The organism is Pseudomonas sp. 14P_5.3_Bac1, from assembly GCF_025466135.1.
Lineage (GTDB): Bacteria > Pseudomonadota > Gammaproteobacteria > Pseudomonadales > Pseudomonadaceae > Aquipseudomonas.
In genome coordinates this window covers 71,611-88,088 of record NZ_JANLOF010000007.1, presented here as the reverse complement: position 1 = coordinate 88,088, position 16,478 = coordinate 71,611, and the positions used below count along the sequence as shown (strand labels likewise).

Annotated in this window: 12 protein-coding genes and 3 pseudogenes; 5 read left to right on the top strand and 10 right to left on the bottom strand. The window is 60.4% G+C overall.

Annotated elements, in window-relative coordinates; translation table 11 throughout:
* Window positions 1-47: 47 nt before the first annotated feature.
* The 5 genes and pseudogenes from NTD89_RS01485 to NTD89_RS01465 form a co-directional block, all read right to left on the bottom strand.
* Window positions 48-350: a YciI family protein gene (locus NTD89_RS01485; RefSeq protein WP_145163459.1), complete on the bottom strand. Its 303-nt coding sequence runs from the start codon at window positions 348-350 to the stop codon at window positions 48-50.
* A gap of 31 nt (window positions 351-381) precedes the next feature.
* A complete protein-coding gene (locus NTD89_RS01480; protein WP_262206216.1) occupies window positions 382-1,272 on the bottom strand; it encodes a TIGR00366 family protein in 891 nt (296 codons plus the stop codon).
* Window positions 1,273-1,363: 91 nt separating this feature from the next.
* Window positions 1,364-1,555: pseudogene (locus NTD89_RS01475) on the bottom strand (MFS transporter); the annotation flags it as partial.
* Window positions 1,556-1,807: 252 nt separating this feature from the next.
* Window positions 1,808-1,942: pseudogene (locus NTD89_RS01470) on the bottom strand (muconate cycloisomerase); the annotation flags it as partial.
* A gap of 147 nt (window positions 1,943-2,089) precedes the next feature.
* Entirely contained in the window at window positions 2,090-3,130 is a 1,041-nt protein-coding gene (locus NTD89_RS01465) for a zinc-dependent alcohol dehydrogenase family protein (RefSeq protein ID WP_145163470.1), read from the bottom strand.
* A 184-nt stretch (window positions 3,131-3,314) separates the two neighbouring features.
* Between NTD89_RS01465 and NTD89_RS01460 the strand changes: the two genes are divergently transcribed.
* Window positions 3,315-3,797, top strand: a complete 483-nt coding sequence (locus NTD89_RS01460) for an Lrp/AsnC family transcriptional regulator (RefSeq protein WP_242200169.1) — start codon at window positions 3,315-3,317, stop codon at window positions 3,795-3,797.
* 242 nt (window positions 3,798-4,039) lie between these two features.
* Here NTD89_RS01460 and NTD89_RS01455 read toward each other — a convergent pair whose 3' ends face one another.
* Window positions 4,040-4,723, bottom strand: coding sequence for a response regulator (locus NTD89_RS01455; RefSeq protein ID WP_262206215.1), 684 nt, complete (start codon window positions 4,721-4,723; stop codon window positions 4,040-4,042).
* A 3-nt stretch (window positions 4,724-4,726) separates the two neighbouring features.
* Window positions 4,727-6,112 carry a sensor histidine kinase efflux regulator BaeS gene (gene baeS, locus NTD89_RS01450; protein ID WP_262206214.1) on the bottom strand — a complete coding sequence of 462 codons (1,386 nt, stop codon included), beginning with the start codon at window positions 6,110-6,112 and terminating at the stop codon, window positions 4,727-4,729.
* 145 nt (window positions 6,113-6,257) lie between these two features.
* Between baeS and NTD89_RS01445 the strand changes: the two genes are divergently transcribed.
* The 4 genes from NTD89_RS01445 to NTD89_RS01430 all read left to right on the top strand — a co-directional run bounded on the left by NTD89_RS01445 (window position 6,258) and on the right by NTD89_RS01430 (window position 12,758).
* The gene (locus NTD89_RS01445) at window positions 6,258-7,442 is read left to right on the top strand and encodes an efflux RND transporter periplasmic adaptor subunit (RefSeq protein WP_262206213.1); all 1,185 of its coding nucleotides are present in this window, start codon (window positions 6,258-6,260) and stop codon (window positions 7,440-7,442) included.
* 2 nt (window positions 7,443-7,444) lie between these two features.
* Window positions 7,445-10,579: an efflux RND transporter permease subunit gene (locus NTD89_RS01440; RefSeq protein WP_262206212.1), complete on the top strand. Its 3,135-nt coding sequence runs from the start codon at window positions 7,445-7,447 to the stop codon at window positions 10,577-10,579.
* Complete coding sequence (locus NTD89_RS01435; RefSeq protein ID WP_262206211.1) at window positions 10,576-11,970, top strand: efflux transporter outer membrane subunit; 1,395 nt, start codon at window positions 10,576-10,578, stop codon at window positions 11,968-11,970. Before NTD89_RS01440 ends, NTD89_RS01435 begins: the two co-directional genes overlap by 4 nt.
* Before the next feature lie 86 nt (window positions 11,971-12,056).
* Window positions 12,057-12,758, top strand: coding sequence for a VacJ family lipoprotein (locus NTD89_RS01430; RefSeq protein WP_315975597.1), 702 nt, complete (start codon window positions 12,057-12,059; stop codon window positions 12,756-12,758).
* 45 nt (window positions 12,759-12,803) lie between these two features.
* Here the strand turns inward: NTD89_RS01430 and NTD89_RS01425 are convergent, their stop codons facing one another.
* From NTD89_RS01425 to NTD89_RS01415, 3 genes and pseudogenes are all read right to left on the bottom strand, one after another.
* On the bottom strand, window positions 12,804-14,339 hold the full coding sequence (locus tag NTD89_RS01425) for a sensor domain-containing diguanylate cyclase (protein WP_262206210.1): 1,536 nt from the start codon (window positions 14,337-14,339) through the stop codon (window positions 12,804-12,806).
* A 195-nt stretch (window positions 14,340-14,534) separates the two neighbouring features.
* Window positions 14,535-14,736: pseudogene (locus NTD89_RS01420) on the bottom strand (alcohol dehydrogenase catalytic domain-containing protein); the annotation flags it as partial.
* A gap of 88 nt (window positions 14,737-14,824) precedes the next feature.
* Window positions 14,825-16,465, bottom strand: coding sequence for an AMP-binding protein (locus NTD89_RS01415; protein ID WP_262206209.1), 1,641 nt, complete (start codon window positions 16,463-16,465; stop codon window positions 14,825-14,827).
* Window positions 16,466-16,478: the final 13 nt, after the last annotated feature.

The window sequence follows — 16,478 nt, the reverse complement described above, 5'->3', positions numbered from 1 at the left end:
GTCGTGCCTGGCCAAGCACTGTCCAGGGGCACCTGGTGGTGCCGTGGTCACTCGGTCAGCAGGTTTTTGCCGAGTACGTAGCTTTTTCGCCAACGGGTGATCTGTACGTTGAGAAACAGCCCTGCCTGGTAGAACGGGTCGCCCTCGATAAACGCCTGTGCCTGTTCGCGGGTATCCAGTTCGACGATGTAGAACCCACCGCCCAGGTCGCTGGCATCGTCATGCAACTTGGCGCCACACGCGATCAACAGCGCCGCGTGGCGCTCCAGGTACTCCAGGTGGCTGGGCCGGTGGCGGCTGCGGACCGCCTGGCTGCCAGGCTTGTCCCATGTTTCGATTACAAATGGCATACGCAGACTCCTGAAAATGATGAATCGGGATTCACGGGTGGCCCAGGTATCCCCACAGCAGAACGGTGCCGATGTAGATGGCACCGACCCAGAACATACAGATCACGGTGTAGCCCATCACATCCTTGAGTTTCAGCCGTGACAGGGCGAGGGCCGGGAGGATCCAGAACGGCTGCACCAGGTCGTTCCAGGCGTTGCCCAGCATCACCGCCATGGAGGTCTGGGCCAGTGAGCTGTTCAGGGCACGGGCAGCTTCGATCATGAAAGGGCCCTGAATCGCCCAGTGGCCGCCGCCGGAAGGGGCGAAGAAGTTGATCAGGAACGAGCTGAGCAAGCCCCAGAAGGGCAAGGTCTGCTGGTTGGCCACGTCGACAAAGACCCTGGAGACACTGTCCACCAGGCCCGAACCGGCCATGATCGCCATGATCCCGGCGTAGAAGGGGTACTGGAGAATGATCCCGGTAATGGTCTTGATGCCCTCATTGAGCTTGGCTATGTACTGGGCCGGGGTGCGCAGCAGCAGGATGCCGAGGAACAGGATCAGAAAGTTGACCTTGTTCAGATCGAGGTTGGCTCCGCGGAAAAAACTCACGGCGACGTAGCCCAGACCCAACAGGCCCACCGCCAGGCTCAGCAGCCTACTGTTGTTGAGCCGAGTGGCCACGGTGTTGTCGGCGAACAGCCCGTCCACGCCCTGGCCGCTTTCATCCTTGGCGATGTACTGGCTGGCGTCGATCTCGGTCACCTGTTCCCCCTGCCGGGGGTGCAGGGCTGCATTGAGCAGAGGCAACGTCACCAACACCACCAGAGCTGTGAGCAAGATCGGCCAGGAAAAAATCGTTTCGCCCAGGCCTATCAGGCCCATGCTTTTCTGCATCGGATGCCCGGGAGTGGAGATAAGGACCGGGATGGTCGCCGACAACCCCAGGCCGTAGTCCCAGATCGCTGCCGGCGATGCCGCAAGCCACCGAGGCGGCGGCAAAGCCAAGCATGCCAAGCATGAAAATCCGCCGTGGCCCGTACCTGTCCCCTAAACGCCCGCCGAGGATCAGGAACAGCGCAAAGGCTGCGGCGTAGATCGACACCGACGCCTGCATCAGGCCATCGCTGGCTTTCAGGTCGGCCTTGATAAAGGGCAGGGCGATATTGACGATGAAGTAATCCAGGGGCGACAGGAACGATCCACCAGCAGGATCACCAGGCATACCCAGCGTCTGGCCCCGGTCTGGGTTACGGGCGGCTCCGGTGTCAGCATTGGCGCGCCTGCTGTCCGATATTTTCCCGAGCGCTGGCGCCCAGCTCAAGCAGGCTCAGGCCCATGGGGCTCAATGGCTCGAAGAACGCTCGCCCCGGATGAGCGCCCAGGCGTTGCTCGACTTCGGCATGCAGGGCTGGGTCGGCCAGGCCGAACCAGTCGGCGCTGCCCAGTTTGAGCGTCGCTCCCTGGTGTTCTCGTCGATGCCGTCGCTAAAGCGGATCCGCAGGATCACGGTAGTTTGGGTTTCGATGGTATGCATCGCCAGCCGGTGTGGCCTAAGGGTCGGCAGCTCGACGAGGTGAGCTTCGACCCGTTCAATAGAGATGGGGTGCATGGAGGCGGTCATTCCTTGAGCTGCGTGCCGATGGGGTCCTGATGAACTCAATGGTGTTGCTTTGGTTGGGAGAGGTCAAATACCCAGGAGGTGGTGACCAATACTTAATGGGTATTGTGGCCTGGGTACTGTTGCGTCCTGCCTGAGCTAGAACTCGGTCACAACCGTTACGCCAGCCGTCTCGAAGCGATCCATGTTCATCAACGCGTCGATGGACTGCTCCAGGCTGATGGTTTTACCCACGAGTTTTTCCGGGGCGAGTTTTCCGCCGGTGATCATCTGGACCATGGCGTCATAACGATGGGCTTGCATGCCGTGGCTTCCGTAGATCTCAAGCTCGTGCGCGATGACTTTGCTCATGGGGATCGCCGGTGTGGCGTGGTCGGCGAGCATCAGGCCTACCTGGACGTGTTTGCCTCGACGGCGCAGGTTGTTGATGGAGTTGAAGCACGTGGTGGGATGGCCCAGCGCATCCAGTGAGACGTGGGCGCCACCCTGGGTGATTTCCAGCACGGCTTCGGTGACGTCCGCAACGGCTTGTGCGTTCACGGTTGCAACGGCACCGAGCGAGCGCGCCAGCTCTAGTTTTTCCTGGGAAATATCGATGGCGATGACGTTCGCGCCGAGGGCGTTGGCGATCATCACTGCGGACAGGCCGACGCCTCCGCAGCCGTGCACCGCAACCCACTGTCCGGCGCTGACTTTGCCTTGGTCAACGACGGCGCGAAATGAAGTGGCGAAGCGACAACCCAGGCTTGCAGCGGTGGCAAAGTCCATGCTCTCAGGGAGTGCCACGACGTTCAGGTCGGCCTGATGGATACCGACGTATTCAGCAAACGAACCCCAGTGGGTAAAGCCCGGTTGAAACTGCGTAGTGCAGACCTGCTGGTTACCGCTGTTGCACTCGGGACACGCGCCACACCCGCCTACGAAGGGCACCGTCACCCGGTCGCCGACCTTCCACCGGGTAACGTCGCGGCCAACCTCGGCCACGATGCCGGCAAGCTCATGCCCGGGAACATGCGGCAACTGGATGTCCGGATCATGGCCTTTCCAGCCGTGCCAGTCGCTGCGGCAAACCCCCGTGCCCCTCACCTGTATCACCACACCGTGACGCTCCGGCGTCGGGTCTTCGACGTCCATCAAGCGCGGCGGTTTGGAAAAGGCTTCGTAGACAACTGCTTTCATGAAAGTAACCTCTACCTGGATAGACACGGCGCTGTATTCAATGGCGTTCTTGCGCGGGGCTGCTCGAATCAGCGGTGATCCATTATGTGCAAATGGGGTGAAATTGCTTTTCAGATTGCGATTGATAGTTTGCGCCGAATGAAATTAATCTCCGTGAGCTGGCACATAATTGAAAGGATCAACCATGCTCGAGCGTTTGGATAAGGTGGACATTGCAATATCAGAGCGATTGCAGCGAGATGGGCGACTGTCGAATGTCAAATTGGCGGAGCAACTTTCCCTCAGCGAAGCATCCTGTTGGCGTAAACAAAAGCGCCTTGAGGAGTGCGGGGTGATTGAGGGGTATCAAGCCATCCTGAATCGCAGAAAGCTGGGCCTGGGGGTGATGGCTTTTGTTCAGATTTCCTGCAGTGATCACAGTGAAGAGGCCACGGAAAAGTTTGAAAAAATCATCGCCTCGGCGCCTCAGGTACTCAGTTGTCACAACACAACGGGCGAGGCGGATTTTTTACTTCAAGTCGTCGCCAGGGATTTGGACAGTTACAGCAGATTCGTCGAAAAGGTGCTGCGAAAGCTCCCGGGCGTTTTGAGTATTCGCTCGAACCTGTCGCTGCGAGAAATGAAGACCACGCAGCGTTTTCCGCTGGCCGAACTCCTGAGTATCTGAGGGCCTGCGGCGCCCGGCCTCGCCTGCGCGCACAGCCATAAGACGCGAAAGTTGAATACCCAGGTAAACGGCGATAGCCGGGGAAATCAGACGCTTCTTTGACGTCTTGGAGCCGGTATTGCTCGAAGCCCTATGCGTTGAAAATGTCGAGGATTAAATCGTGGGGCGCGATCCGAAATAGACGCACCGAGGGGCTTGCCCAGACATCGCATTCACGCCAAGGCCTTCACCTCGACGGGGCCTCAGGCGTCGGCAAGCTGAAACCGATAGCCCACGCCATACAATGACTCGATGGGCGTTTCTCCAGGGCACGCCTGCTCCAGTTTGCGTCGCAGGTTGCGAATATGGCTGTCCACCGTACGGTCGGTGACCACGCGGTGGTCGGAGTAGATCTTGTCCAGCAGTTGGTCGCGGGAAAACACCCGCCCGGCGGAGCGTGCAAAGGTGCTGAGCAGTCGCAGCTCAAGGGGGGTGAGGTCCAGTGCGATACCGTCGAGTGAGGCGCGGTACTGCGTTTCGTCGATCAGCAGGCGCGGTGGGGCGCTGGTCAGCAGTTGGGGACCGCGGCGCAGGATGGCCTTGATCCGGGCAACCACTTCGCGCGGGCTGAAAGGCTTGCAGATGTAGTCGTCGGCGCCCAGGTCCAGCCCCAGCAGGCGGTCCACCTCTTCGACGCGGGCGGTGATCATGATGATGGGCACGGCACTGAACACCCGCAGGTCCTGGCAAACTTGCATACCGTCACGGCCGGGCAGCATCAGGTCGAGCAAGATCAGGCGCGGCGTGTGGGCGCGCACGGTCGGCACCACCTGCAAGCCGTTGTCCAGGCACAGGGTCGGGTAGCCTGCCGCAACCACATAATCCTGCATCAATGCGGCCAGCTTCGGTTCGTCTTCGACAATCAGGATCGGGCTTTCGTCGTTCATGAGTCAGATGTTCCTTGGCAGACGCAGGGTCAGCCAAAGCCCCCCAAGCGGGGAGTGCGCGGCGTCAAGGCTGCCGCCGTGGGCGAGGGCGATGCTGTGACAAATCGCCAGCCCCAGGCCGGCCCCGCCACTGCTACGGTTGCGCGACGATTCGCCACGATAGAAGCGCTCGAACAGGCGCGGCAGTTGCTCGGCCGAAACACCAGGGCCGGAGTCGAGGAGCTCGAGGCACACCTCGGCGCGATCCTGGGAGGCGCGGATGTGTATGACCCCCCCCGGATCGGTGTAGCGCACGGCGTTCTCCAACAGGTTGGAAAACAATTGCTGCAAGCGATTGGCGTCGGCGAACAGCTCCAGCGGTTGGGACGGCAAGTCCAATTCGACGCGCAGGTACCGGGTATTCAAACGCTCCTGGAACATCGACACGCTGGCTTGCAACAAGTGATCCAATGAACACACGCTCTTGCGGTAGGTCAGTGCGCCGATATCCGCCAGGGACAACTCATACAGGTCATCCACCAGTTTGCTGAGCATGCTGACCTCGCCTTGCAACGACTTCATCGAGCCTGGGTTCAGGGTGCGTACGCCATCCTCGATGGCCTCCAGCTCGCCACGCATTACCGACAGCGGGGTGCGCAGCTCGTGCGAAACGTCGGCCATGAACTCGCGACGCATCTGTTCATTGCGCTCCAGGGTGTAGGCGAGCTGGTTGAAGTCACGGGCCAATTGGCCCACTTCGTCATTGGAGGCCACCGCCACCCGACTGCTGTAGTCACCGCTGGCCAGACGGTGGGTCGCTGCGGCCACCCGTTTGACCGGTTCCAGCAACGTTCGGGCGATCCACCAGGCAATCAGCATCGCCAGCAACAGCGAAAACGCGCCCATGACCAAACTGGTGCGTAACTGGTATTGCTGGAACCGTTCGCCGCCGGCCTCGGTCACGCTCTGGAACGGGGTCACGGCCAGCCAGCCCACGGTTTCGTCGGCCACGACAACCGGGCGCAACAGCGCGTCGTCGCCAATATCCGGGTAACCGTTCACGCGTTTTTTGTGTTTATCCAACAAGGCGATGCGAAATAGCGCGCCTGTCAGGTCGGAGGCCAAAGGCGTGCGCAGGTCGTTCTTCGCCGGATCCTCGCCAAGTTCGGGCCGCATGATGTCGAACCAGCGGTCCGGCTGGTTGCGCAGGAACTCCCAATTGCCTTCGCGCGCGTAGGCGCTGGCCAGGCGCGGCAGCACGGGCGCCATGCGCTCCAGCGCCTGCTCATTGAGGTACCCGAGAAAGCCCCGCCCGAAGCTCCAACTGGTCGCCAGGCCCATGCTCAGGATGACCAGCAACACACCGGCCAGTACCGCAATAAACAGCTTGGTGGAGATACTCAACTTCATGGAGGCGGGCCGTCGGGAATGGATGGTGACCATTTAGGCCCTGGCGAGCGAAAGATTCAACCCGGCGGGGCAATCTTCAATTTTCCTGCACATTTGCCTCGCAGCATGGCGCTGACTCAAGTCATCCCGTCTTGCAGAGGCTGCTATGTCGACGAAAATAATCGCCAAATTCCTGGTCACCGCCGCGGTGCTCCTGTCCTTGATCATTTTGGTCATGCTGGGCGGCTGCTCCGGCGGCGAGCCACTTCCTGAGGCGGTCACCCCCAAGGTCTCGGTGATCAGCATAAAACCCCAGAGCCAAGTGCTGACCACCGAGCTGGCGGGGCGCACCCAGGCCTTCATGGTGGCGCAGATTCGTCCGCAAGTCGGTGGCATCGTCCAGCGGCGGCTGTTTGTCGAGGGTGCGGATGTCAAGGCCGGGCAAGCGTTGTACCAATTGGATGCGGCCTCCTACAACGCCGCACTGGCGCAGGCCCAGGCGAGCCTGGCCAAGTACCGCGCCACGCTTAAATCGGCGCAGGCCACTGCCAGGCGCGACGCCGAACTGGTGAAGATCAATGCCATCAGCCAGCAAGACAACGAGGACGCGCAGGCGACGTTGCTCACCGCGGCCGCCGACGTGCAAGTCGCCGCAGCTGAAGTCGAGACCGCCCGGATTAACCTGGCTTACACACGTATTACCTCGCCGGTCAGCGGGCGCATTGAAACGTCCACTGTGACCCCCGGGGCGCTGGTGGTGGCTGATCAGGACAGCGCGTTGACCACGGTGCAACAACTCGATCCGATCTATGTGGATGTCACCCAATCGACTACGGAACTGCTGCGGCTCAAGCGTGACCTGGCCAGCGGGGCCTTGCAGTCCAACGGCGAGGGGCAGGCACGGATCAGTCTGAAGCTGGACGACGGCACCGCCTACAACCATGAGGGGCGGCTCAAGGTCAGCGGCGTCAGTGTCAACGAGGGCACGGGCACCGTGACCCTTCGCGCAGAGTTCGCCAACCCGGACCACCTGCTGCTGCCGGGCATGTATGTGCGCGCGGTGCTGGAGCAGGCGCGCAATGATCAGGCCATTCTGATTCCGCAAAAAGCGGTCAACCGTAGCGCCAGTGGTGTGACCACCGCGTTGCTGGTGGTTGACGGCAAGGTTGAGCAACGCGAGCTGACCATCGATCGCGCGGTGGGTAACCAGTGGTGGGTCACCGCAGGCCTGAACGCGGGGGACCAGTTGATCGTCGAAGGCGGGCAAAAGGTTCGTGTCGGCGCCGCCGTAAACGCGCAAGACGCCACTACCCAGGCGGCTACGACGCCGACTCCTGTGAAGGCGGGTTGAACATGGCGCACTTTTTTATTGATCGACCTATCTTCGCCTGGGTGATCGCCATCGTGATCATGCTCGGTGGTGGCTTGTCCATCAGCCAGTTGCCGTTGGAGCAGTACCCGGACATCGCGCCGCCCACGGTCACGATTTCTGCCACCTACACCGGGGCCTCGGCCAAGACCGTGGAGGACTCGGTGACCCAGGTCATCGAACAGCAGATGAAAGGCCTGGATAACCTGACCTATATGTCGGCCACCAGCAGTTCGGCAGGCAGTGCCAGCATCAGTTTGACCTTTACTGCCGGCACTGACCCGGACGTCGCCCAGATGCAGGTGCAGAACAAGCTGCAACAAGCGGAGTCGAGACTGCCGCAAACGGTACAAAGCGAAGGCCTGACCGTGACCAAAGGCGGCTCGGACTTCTTGATGATTGTCGCCCTGGCATCGGATGACCCCAGTGTCACCGGTACCCAGATCGGCGACTACATTTCCACCACCTTGCTGGACTCCATCAGCCGAATAGACGGCGTTGGCGATGTGCAGACGTTGGGGTCGGGCTACGCCATGCGTATCTGGCTGGATCCCGCCCTGTTGGAAAAGTACGCGTTGATGCCCTCGGACGTCAGCAGTGCCCTGGAGGCGCAGAACACTGAAGTCTCCGCCGGGCAGCTCGGCGCCTTGCCGGCGATCAAGGGGCAGCAGTTGAACGCCACGATCAGCGCCCGCAGCAAACTGCAGACCGTTGAAGAGTTTCGTAATGTCGTCGTCAAGTCCAACAGTGATGGAGCTGTCGTTCTGCTGGGCGACGTCGCAACCCTGGAGTTGGGCAGTGAAAGCTACGACATCAGTTCGGCCCTCAACGGCAAACCCGCCGCAGCCATGGGTGTGCAACTGGCGGCTGGCGCCAATGCGCTGAATGTCGGTGAGGCAGTCAAGGCCAAGCTCAAAGAGATGGAGCCGTTCTACCCGACAGAAATGCAGCTTAAAAACGTGATTGCCTACGACACCACGCCGTTTGTCAGCCTGTCCATCGAGGAAGTGGTCAAGGCCCTGGGCGAGGCCATCGTGCTGGTGGTGCTGATCATGTTCCTGTTCCTGCAGAGCCTGCGCGCAACGCTGATACCGGCGATTACTGTGCCAGTGGTGCTGCTGGGCACGTTCGGTGTGCTGGCGCTGTTCGGCTATTCGATCAACACCTTGACCATGTTTGCCATGGTCCTGGCGATCGGTTTGCTGGTGGACGACGCCATTGTGGTGGTGGAAAACGTCGAGCGGTTGATGGGCGAGGGGCTGTCGCCGGTGGCCGCCACACGGCAATCGATGAGTGAAATCAGCAGTGCACTGGTCGGTATCACCCTGGTGCTGAGTGCAGTGTTTATTCCCATGGCGTTTTTCGGTGGTTCCACCGGGATTATCTATCGGCAGTTTTCGGTGACCATTGTCTCGGCCATGGTCCTGTCGGTGTTGGTGGCGATGACCCTGACACCCGCGCTCTGCGCGTCGTTGCTCAAGGCGCGTGGCGGCCAGGCGCATACGGCTCAGCGCGGGTTCTTCGGCTGGTTCAACCGCACCTTTGAACGGGCCAGTGCCGGTTATGAGCGCTGGGTGGGGGCGGTGTTGCTCCGTTGGGGACGCAGCCTGCTGCTTTACGGCGTGGTGCTGGTGGTCATGGCGGTGGGCTACATGAGCCTGGCCACGTCGTTCCTGCCGGATGAAGACCAGGGGATCCTCCTGGCACAGATCCAGTTACCGGTCGGCGCGACGGACAGCCGCACACAAGCCGTGATCAAGCAGTTCGAAGACTACATCCTGAAACAGCCCGAAGTCGAAGCGATGATCAGCATCAGCGGGCTGGGCATGGGCGGCAACAGCCAGAATACCGCGCGGGCGTTTATTCGCCTCAAGGACTGGTCCGAACGCGGTGGCTCTGGTGAGGGTGCAGCCGCTATCGCCCAGCGGGCGACCATGGCGCTGTCGAGCATCGGCGATGCCGATGCGTTCGTCATGCAGCCGCCGACCGTGCGCGGCCTGGGCCAGAGCTCGGGGTTCGACCTGCAACTCAAGGACCTCGGTGGCCTGGGCCATGATGCGTTAGTGGCGGCCCGCGAACAGTTCCTGGAGTTGGCCAGGAAAGATCCCCGCTTGCTGGGCGTGCGCAGCAACGGCCTGGACGATGCGCCGCAGCTCAAGGTCAGCATTGACGACCGCAAGGCCGGGGCCTTGAGCTTGAGTACCAGTGACATCAACACCACATTGTCGACGGCGCTTGGCGGTACTTACGTAAACGACTTCCTCAACCAGGGCCGGGTGAAAAAAGTCTATGTACAGGGCCAGGCATCCTCGCGCATGCAGGCGGCGGACCTTGATCACTGGTTTGTGCGCAACAGCAACAATGAAATGGTGCCGTTTTCGTCCTTCGCCAGCAGCTCCTGGAGTTACGGCTCGCCGTTGCTGGAACGCTACAACGGTAACGCCTCCCTGGAAATTGTGGGTGACCCTGCACCAGGGGTGAGCTCCGGGGACGCGATGAACGCGGTGGAAGCCATTGTTCGGCAACTGCCTCAGGGCATCGGCTACGAGTGGACGGGGCAATCCTATCAACTGCGCCTGTCGGGCTCCCAGGCGCCGCTGCTCTACGGCGTCTCCGTGTTGTTTGTATTCCTGTGCCTGGCCGCGCTCTATGAGAGTTGGTCGGTGCCGTTTTCGGTGATCCTGGTAGTGCCCCTGGGGGTGATCGGTGCGGTGCTGGCGACCCGTGTCGCCGGGTTGAGCAACGACGTGTATTTCCAGGTCGGGTTGTTGACCACCGTGGGCCTGGCCGCGAAAAACGCGATCCTGATCGTTGAGTTTGCCAAGCACTTGCAAGAGCAGGGCAACAGCGTGATCGACGCGACGCTGATCGCCGTGCGCCAACGCCTGCGGCCGATCCTGATGACCTCCCTGGCGTTCATGTTCGGCGTGTTGCCGCTGGCCTTGAGTACGGGCGCAGGCTCCGCCGGGCGCCAGGCCATCGGGACCGGGGTGCTGGGCGGCATGTTCAGCGCGACGGTGCTGGGGATTTTCTTTGTGCCGCTGTTTTTCGTGCTGATCCGCCGCCGTTTTGGCCGCGTGCACAGCGCTAACCAATCTGCCCCGACAGGTGATGCATGATCAAGTCACACTGGCCTTTGCTGGCCGCCATGGCCCTGGGCGGTTGCGTCAACCTGGCACCGCAGTATGAGCGTCCCGCTGCACCGGTGTCCGAGCAATGGCTGCCTGCAGCCAGCCTGCCAAAAGGGCAGGCTGGGGCTGATATCAAATGGCAGCAGTTCTTTACCGACAGCCGCCTGGCGCAGTTGCAGGTATTGGCGCTGGCCAATAACCGCGACTTGCGTTTGGTCAGCCTGAACGTTGAGAAGGCTCAGGCGCAGTACCGCATCAAGCGCGCAGACCTGTTTCCCACTGTCGACGCGAGCGTCAGCGGCACCCATAGCCGTACACCGGGGTCGCTGTCCAACTCCGGCGCGGCGGCCACCACTCACGATTACAGCGCTCAATTGGGGCTGAGCAGTTATGAGCTGGACGTGTTTGGCCGGGTTCGCAACCTGCGGGATGAGGCGCTGGAAGACTACCTGGCGCTGACGGAAACCCGGCGCAGCACGCAAATCAGTCTGGTGGCCGAAGTGGCCACGGCCTGGCTGACCCTGGCCGCCGACAACGAACGGCTGCTGCTGGCCCAGGAAACCTTGACCAGCCAGTTGGCCACCTACGACCTGACCCAGCGCAGCTACACCTTGGGCGGCGCTTCTGCGTTGTCCGTGGCGCAAGCCCAGACCACGGTCGAGTCGGCACGGGGCGATGTGGCGTCCTACGAGAGCCAGATCCTGCAGGACCGCAATGCCTTGCGCCTGTTGGTCGGCAGTGATCTGCCCGAGGCGCTCTTGCCGGGGACGCACCTGGAATCGGCGGCGGTGCTGGTGGAGATTCCGGCGGGCCTGCCCTCCAGCCTGCTGCAACAACGCCCGGACGTGCTCTCGGCCGAACATACGCTCAAGTCCGCCAACATTGATATTGGCGCGGCCCGTGCGGCGTTTTACCCGAGCATCAGCCTGACCGCCAACGCCGGCTCGTCCAGTGCGGCATTGGCCGGCCTGTTCAAGTCCGGCAGCGGTGCCTGGACCTTTGCCCCGAGCATCAGCGTGCCGATTTTTGACGGCGGCAGTAACCGCGCGACCCTGGATTCGGCCAAGGTAGAACGCGAGATCCAGGTGCAGACCTATCAGCAAACCCTGCAGACCGCCTTCCGCGAAGTGGCCGATGCGTTGGCGGTGCGCAGCACCCTGGATCGCCGTATCGCCGCGCAACAGGCGCTGACCGACGCCAGCCGCAAAAGCTTCGAACTCTCGGATGCCTTGTATCGGGGCGGTTCGCAAAGCTACCTCGAAGCCCTGGATGCGCAACGCTCGCTCTACAGCGCACAGCAGGACCTGATCACGCTGCGCCTGACCGAGCAGAGTAATCGCATCACGTTGTACAAAGTGCTGGGGGGCGGTTGGAATTAATGGCCCTGCCACGTGCACACATCACCGCAGCGAAGGAACGGCTTGCGCGCATCAAATCAGATGACTTCTTTGAGTGGGGAATAACCATGTGTGCCTTTCGTTCCAGTGTAAGCCGTTGCGTCCAGGTGCTTGCCTGCGCCTGCTTCATCACGATCTCACCGCCTTCGCGTGCGGACGCCGACGCAGATCCATGGGAAGGTATTAACCGACCTATTTTCTCATTCAACGACACGTTGGATACCTATGCACTCAAACCACTTGCCCAGGCCTACCAATTCGTCACTCCCCGGGTTGCTCAAGACGGCATTCATCATTTTTTCAATAATCTGGGGGAGGTCAAAAATCTGTCCAACAACTTACTTCAAGCCAAGTTTCATAGTGCCGGCGTGGATACGAGTCGCTTTTTACTCAACAGCACGATTGGCCTGGCGGGGTTGTTTGACGTCGCGACGCCCATGGGGCTGCAGCGCAGTGACGAAGATTTCGGTCAAACCCTCGGTTACTGGGGGGTAAATAGCGGCCCTTACCTGGTACTGCCGCTCCTGGGGCCAAGCACACTGCGCGATGCGCCTGCCATCCTTCCCGATGCCTACACCAATCCGGTCCGCTACATCGGCGACGTTCCTACCCGTAATAGCCTTTACGGCGTGAGCCTGATCGACGGACGGGCTCAATATCTGACGTCCGAAAAGCTCATTACGGGCGATAAGTACAACTTCATTCGAAGTGTCTATCTGCAAACCCGAGCGTTCAAGATCAACGGGGGAGCCGTAAAGGACGACTTTTGATCGGGACGTGACCCACCAGGTCGTGATAACCCTGCATCCGGCTTGTTACACATTGGCAAGCTGGACTTGATCACGACCCTTTGATTTAGCACTGTACATAGCGCTGTCCGCGCGCCGCATGAAAGCATCAAATGACTCCGATGGCACCCACGCCGCGACGCCGAAGCTACACGTTACCTGACCCGCCTCCTCAAAGGGCAGGGCGCTGACGAGGGCTCGAAGCTTTTCCGCCAGCCGCTTTGTGTCGTGCAGTTCGCTACCCGGGCAGATCAAGGCAAACTCTTCGCCACCTGTTCTGCACAGTAGATCGGATTTGCGCGTTGCCGAACGTATTCGTGTACACAATGCCTTCAGCACGTTGTCACCGCACTGATGCCCCCTGCTGTCGTTGATGCGTTTGAAGTGATCAACGTCGAACATGATCAGCGATAGAGGCTGGTAGTGGGTGTCAGCCTCAATGAGCAGGCGCTCCATCAGCTCTTCGAAGTGCCTGCGGTTATACACGCCCGTCAGGTGGTCGGTAATGTTCAATAAGCGCAGGGCTTGCGTGCGTTCTTCAACAAGAGACAGGGCCCGCGCGCGCTGCGTGATCAGCAAGTACACCATCAACGTCATCAGCAGCGTCAATCCTGTTCCGAACACGGCAATCAGACTGATAAACGATGCGTGACTGTTGGAGCTCAAAAAGGCTGAGGTTGGCCGAAACCGCATCAAGTAGTGTTGGTCGGCTACTTTCAACACGCGCTGAGCGTAAAGCGGCGATGGGGCAGCCGGCGATAAGCTCTGATAAATGTTGTCTTCCTGATGCTGTGTGTCGGTCAATGACAGCGTCACGTTCAGTCGTTGCAGACTGGGTAACGGAATGCTTTGTTCCATCAAGGAGGCCAAGCGCATTGTCGAGATGATGAAGCCCTGCAAACCTTCATCGTTCATTGGCGCCTCGGAGGACTCTTTGAATACGGGAGCGACAAAGAAAACCCCGGCCTGGCCATTGCTCATTTTCAACGGTTGCGACACGACCATTTGATGTGTTTCTCGTGCCTTGTTCAACAGGGCCTCGCGATCCGGGCGGGCGATGACATCCATGCCAGGGGTAACCTTCACGTCATCGCGCTTGGATAAATAGAGCAAGACCATGTGTTCCGGGCGGCGGGTGAGGGGGGCTTCGGCACCGGTGATTGGATTGATCTCATGATACGCAAAGTCACTCGTACCATTGAGCAGCGCCTTGGTGTGAAACACTTGTAGATCCTGCTCGAGAATCCTCGGTACCCAACCGTACGTTTCGCCCTCTTCGACGAGAGGCGTGACGAACCCCATAAACTCCTTTTCCGTGACATCGTCGGCGTTGATGAAGAAACGCCTGACGGTGTCCAGTTTCAAGTCTTGAACAGTAAAACGTCGCTGCAAGCGACTGAATCGTTCGTCAACCTCCAGTTGGAACGCAACGGCAACGGTGCGCTGCTCTGACCCGTGGTAAAGAATCAGTACCAAGCTCGTTACGGCCACCCCGGCCAGGCACACAAGAATGCAGAGGGTCACGTCGGATGCTTTAAGGGCGCTCTTACGAAAAGGCATCATTTCGTGTTCCTTACTCATCGCCAAAACGAACTGCAACCGCCTGAAGGGCTTTCTCGATTATCGGCACACCTGCCAATATCTTTATAGATCAGGTACGGCAATACGGCGTTTATAGAGTAAGCGAGGAGCCCACACATCTGCACAGATTGTCGGTGGCAGGTGATTGAGTCTAGAACGCGGTCACGACGGGAACGCCGGCTGTGCGACGAGGTTCAGGTCGGCCTGGTGTATACCGACGTACTCGGCAAACGACCCCCAATGAGTGAAGCCCGGTTGAAACTGGGTAGTGCAGACTTGCGGGTTACCGCTGTTGCACTCGCGACACGCGCCACATCCGCCTGCAAAGGGCGACCGTCACACGGTCGCCGACCTTCCACCGGGTGATGTCCCTGACAACTCCAGGGCTCTGCGCTGGAATTCCGAGCGGCTTAGCACAACACTCGCGCCGTGCTGTACACACGTAGCCGCTCCCTACGGCCCTGGCCTTATTTGTCGAGCGCCTGCTGCCTTGCCATTTCCTGGCTGCGCAGAATGAACCGCTGCAGTTTGCCACTCGGTGTCTTGGGCAGTTGTTCAACGAACTCGATTTCCCGTGGGTACGCATGTGCGGCCAGGCGCTGTCGCACATGCAGGCGCAAGACTTCAGCCAACTCGGCGCTTGGCAGGTACTGACGGTTCAGTACGACAAACGCCTTGATCAGCTCGGTGCGTTGCGGGTCGGGTTTGCCGATGACGGCGGTTTCAACCACCGCCGGGTGTTCGATCAGCGCACTTTCCACATCGAAAGGCCCGACGCGATAACCGGACGTGGTGATCACGTCGTCGTTACGGCCGACGAAGCTGATACTGCCGTCGTCATTGAGCTCCACGATATCGCCGCTCAAGTAATAACGGTCGACAAAGGCCTTGGTGTGCATACCGAAGTAGCCGTTGAACCAGCACAGGGGCGAGCGCTCGCGATCCACCGCCAGCACGCCTGGCCGGCCAGTCGGCAATTCGCGATGTGCGTCATCGAGCACGACAATCCGGTACCCCGCAACCGCATAACCGGCCGAGCCCTCACGTACCGGGTGGCGCAAGCCGTGGTGATTGCACAGCACCATGCCGATTTCAGTCTGGCCGTAGTGGTCGTGGATGACCACACCGAGTTCTTCGGCAAACCACCGAATGACTTGCGGGTTAAGCGGTTCGCCGGCGCTGCTGATGACACGCAGGTGGCCACGCACGGCGTCGGCGAACTCAGCCCCTGCTGCGATCAGCAGACGATAAGCCGTCGGCGAGCCGGCCAGGTTGCTGATCGCATACTTGGCGATGATTCGGCAGGTACTGTCCACCGCAAAAGGCCCGTCATAGAACAGCGTGGCACGGCCACACGCCAGCGGGCCGGTCACTGCGTAGTACAAACCATAGGCCCAGCCGGGGTCGGCGAGATTCCAGAAACGGTCGTCCTCTCGCAGGTCAATCGAATCACGCATATAGCCCTTGAAGGCCAGAATGGCGCTTAACGGTACCTCCAGTGGCTTGGCCGGCCCTGTGGTACCCGACGTGCACATCAGCAGGAACGGTGCGCTGGCGTCCAGCAACTCAGGCGCGCAATCCGCCTGTTGACGACTCAGGGCGGCCCAGAAGTCGTAATCACCCGGGCGCCGTGGATCAGCGCCGGTCACGATGATAGGGGGGCAGTCAGTGACCTCGTCGAGCTTGGGGCGATTATGAGCATCGGTCACGATCCAGCGTGCCCCGGAGCAGCCCAACCGCTGCTCGATCGCCTTTGGGCCGAATGCAGTGAAGAGCGGTTGGTAGACCGCGCCGATACGCCAGGTACCCAAAATGGCAATCAACAGTTCAACCGTGCGTGGCATCAGGCCTGCTACACGCTCGCCCGGCTTGACCCCTTGCTCTCGCAGAAAGTTGCCGAAGCGCGCAGCCTGTGCCTGCAGTTCGCTGAAGGTGTAGTGCGTGGCGTGGCCATCCCGGGTTTCGCAATACAACGCCACGGCATCACCGTCGGCGTGTCGGTCGCAGCATTCGATGCATGCGTTCAAGGCATCCAGGTCGCCGTGCAAGTCCTGGGCGGCCAGTTGTAGATAATCGAAAGATCTCACTGCTGAGTCGTAATCGCGCATAAGTACCTGATTG

What these genes read in the sequence shown, in the direction of transcription:
- NTD89_RS01485 (WP_145163459.1), bottom strand. Translation starts at nt 350, where the DNA reads ATGCCATTTGTAATCGAAACATGGGACAAGCCTGGCAGCCAGGCGGTC.
- NTD89_RS01465 (WP_145163470.1), bottom strand. Translation starts at nt 3,130, where the DNA reads ATGAAAGCAGTTGTCTACGAAGCCTTTTCCAAACCGCCGCGCTTGATG.
- NTD89_RS01460 (WP_242200169.1), top strand. Translation starts at nt 3,315, where the DNA reads ATGCTCGAGCGTTTGGATAAGGTGGACATTGCAATATCAGAGCGATTG.
- NTD89_RS01455 (WP_262206215.1), bottom strand. Translation starts at nt 4,723, where the DNA reads ATGAACGACGAAAGCCCGATCCTGATTGTCGAAGACGAACCGAAGCTG.
- baeS (WP_262206214.1), bottom strand. Translation starts at nt 6,112, where the DNA reads ATGAAGTTGAGTATCTCCACCAAGCTGTTTATTGCGGTACTGGCCGGT.
- NTD89_RS01445 (WP_262206213.1), top strand. Translation starts at nt 6,258, where the DNA reads ATGTCGACGAAAATAATCGCCAAATTCCTGGTCACCGCCGCGGTGCTC.
- NTD89_RS01440 (WP_262206212.1), top strand. Translation starts at nt 7,445, where the DNA reads ATGGCGCACTTTTTTATTGATCGACCTATCTTCGCCTGGGTGATCGCC.
- NTD89_RS01435 (WP_262206211.1), top strand. Translation starts at nt 10,576, where the DNA reads ATGATCAAGTCACACTGGCCTTTGCTGGCCGCCATGGCCCTGGGCGGT.
- NTD89_RS01430 (WP_315975597.1), top strand. Translation starts at nt 12,057, where the DNA reads ATGTGTGCCTTTCGTTCCAGTGTAAGCCGTTGCGTCCAGGTGCTTGCC.
- NTD89_RS01425 (WP_262206210.1), bottom strand. Translation starts at nt 14,339, where the DNA reads ATGATGCCTTTTCGTAAGAGCGCCCTTAAAGCATCCGACGTGACCCTC.
- NTD89_RS01415 (WP_262206209.1), bottom strand. Translation starts at nt 16,465, where the DNA reads ATGCGCGATTACGACTCAGCAGTGAGATCTTTCGATTATCTACAACTG.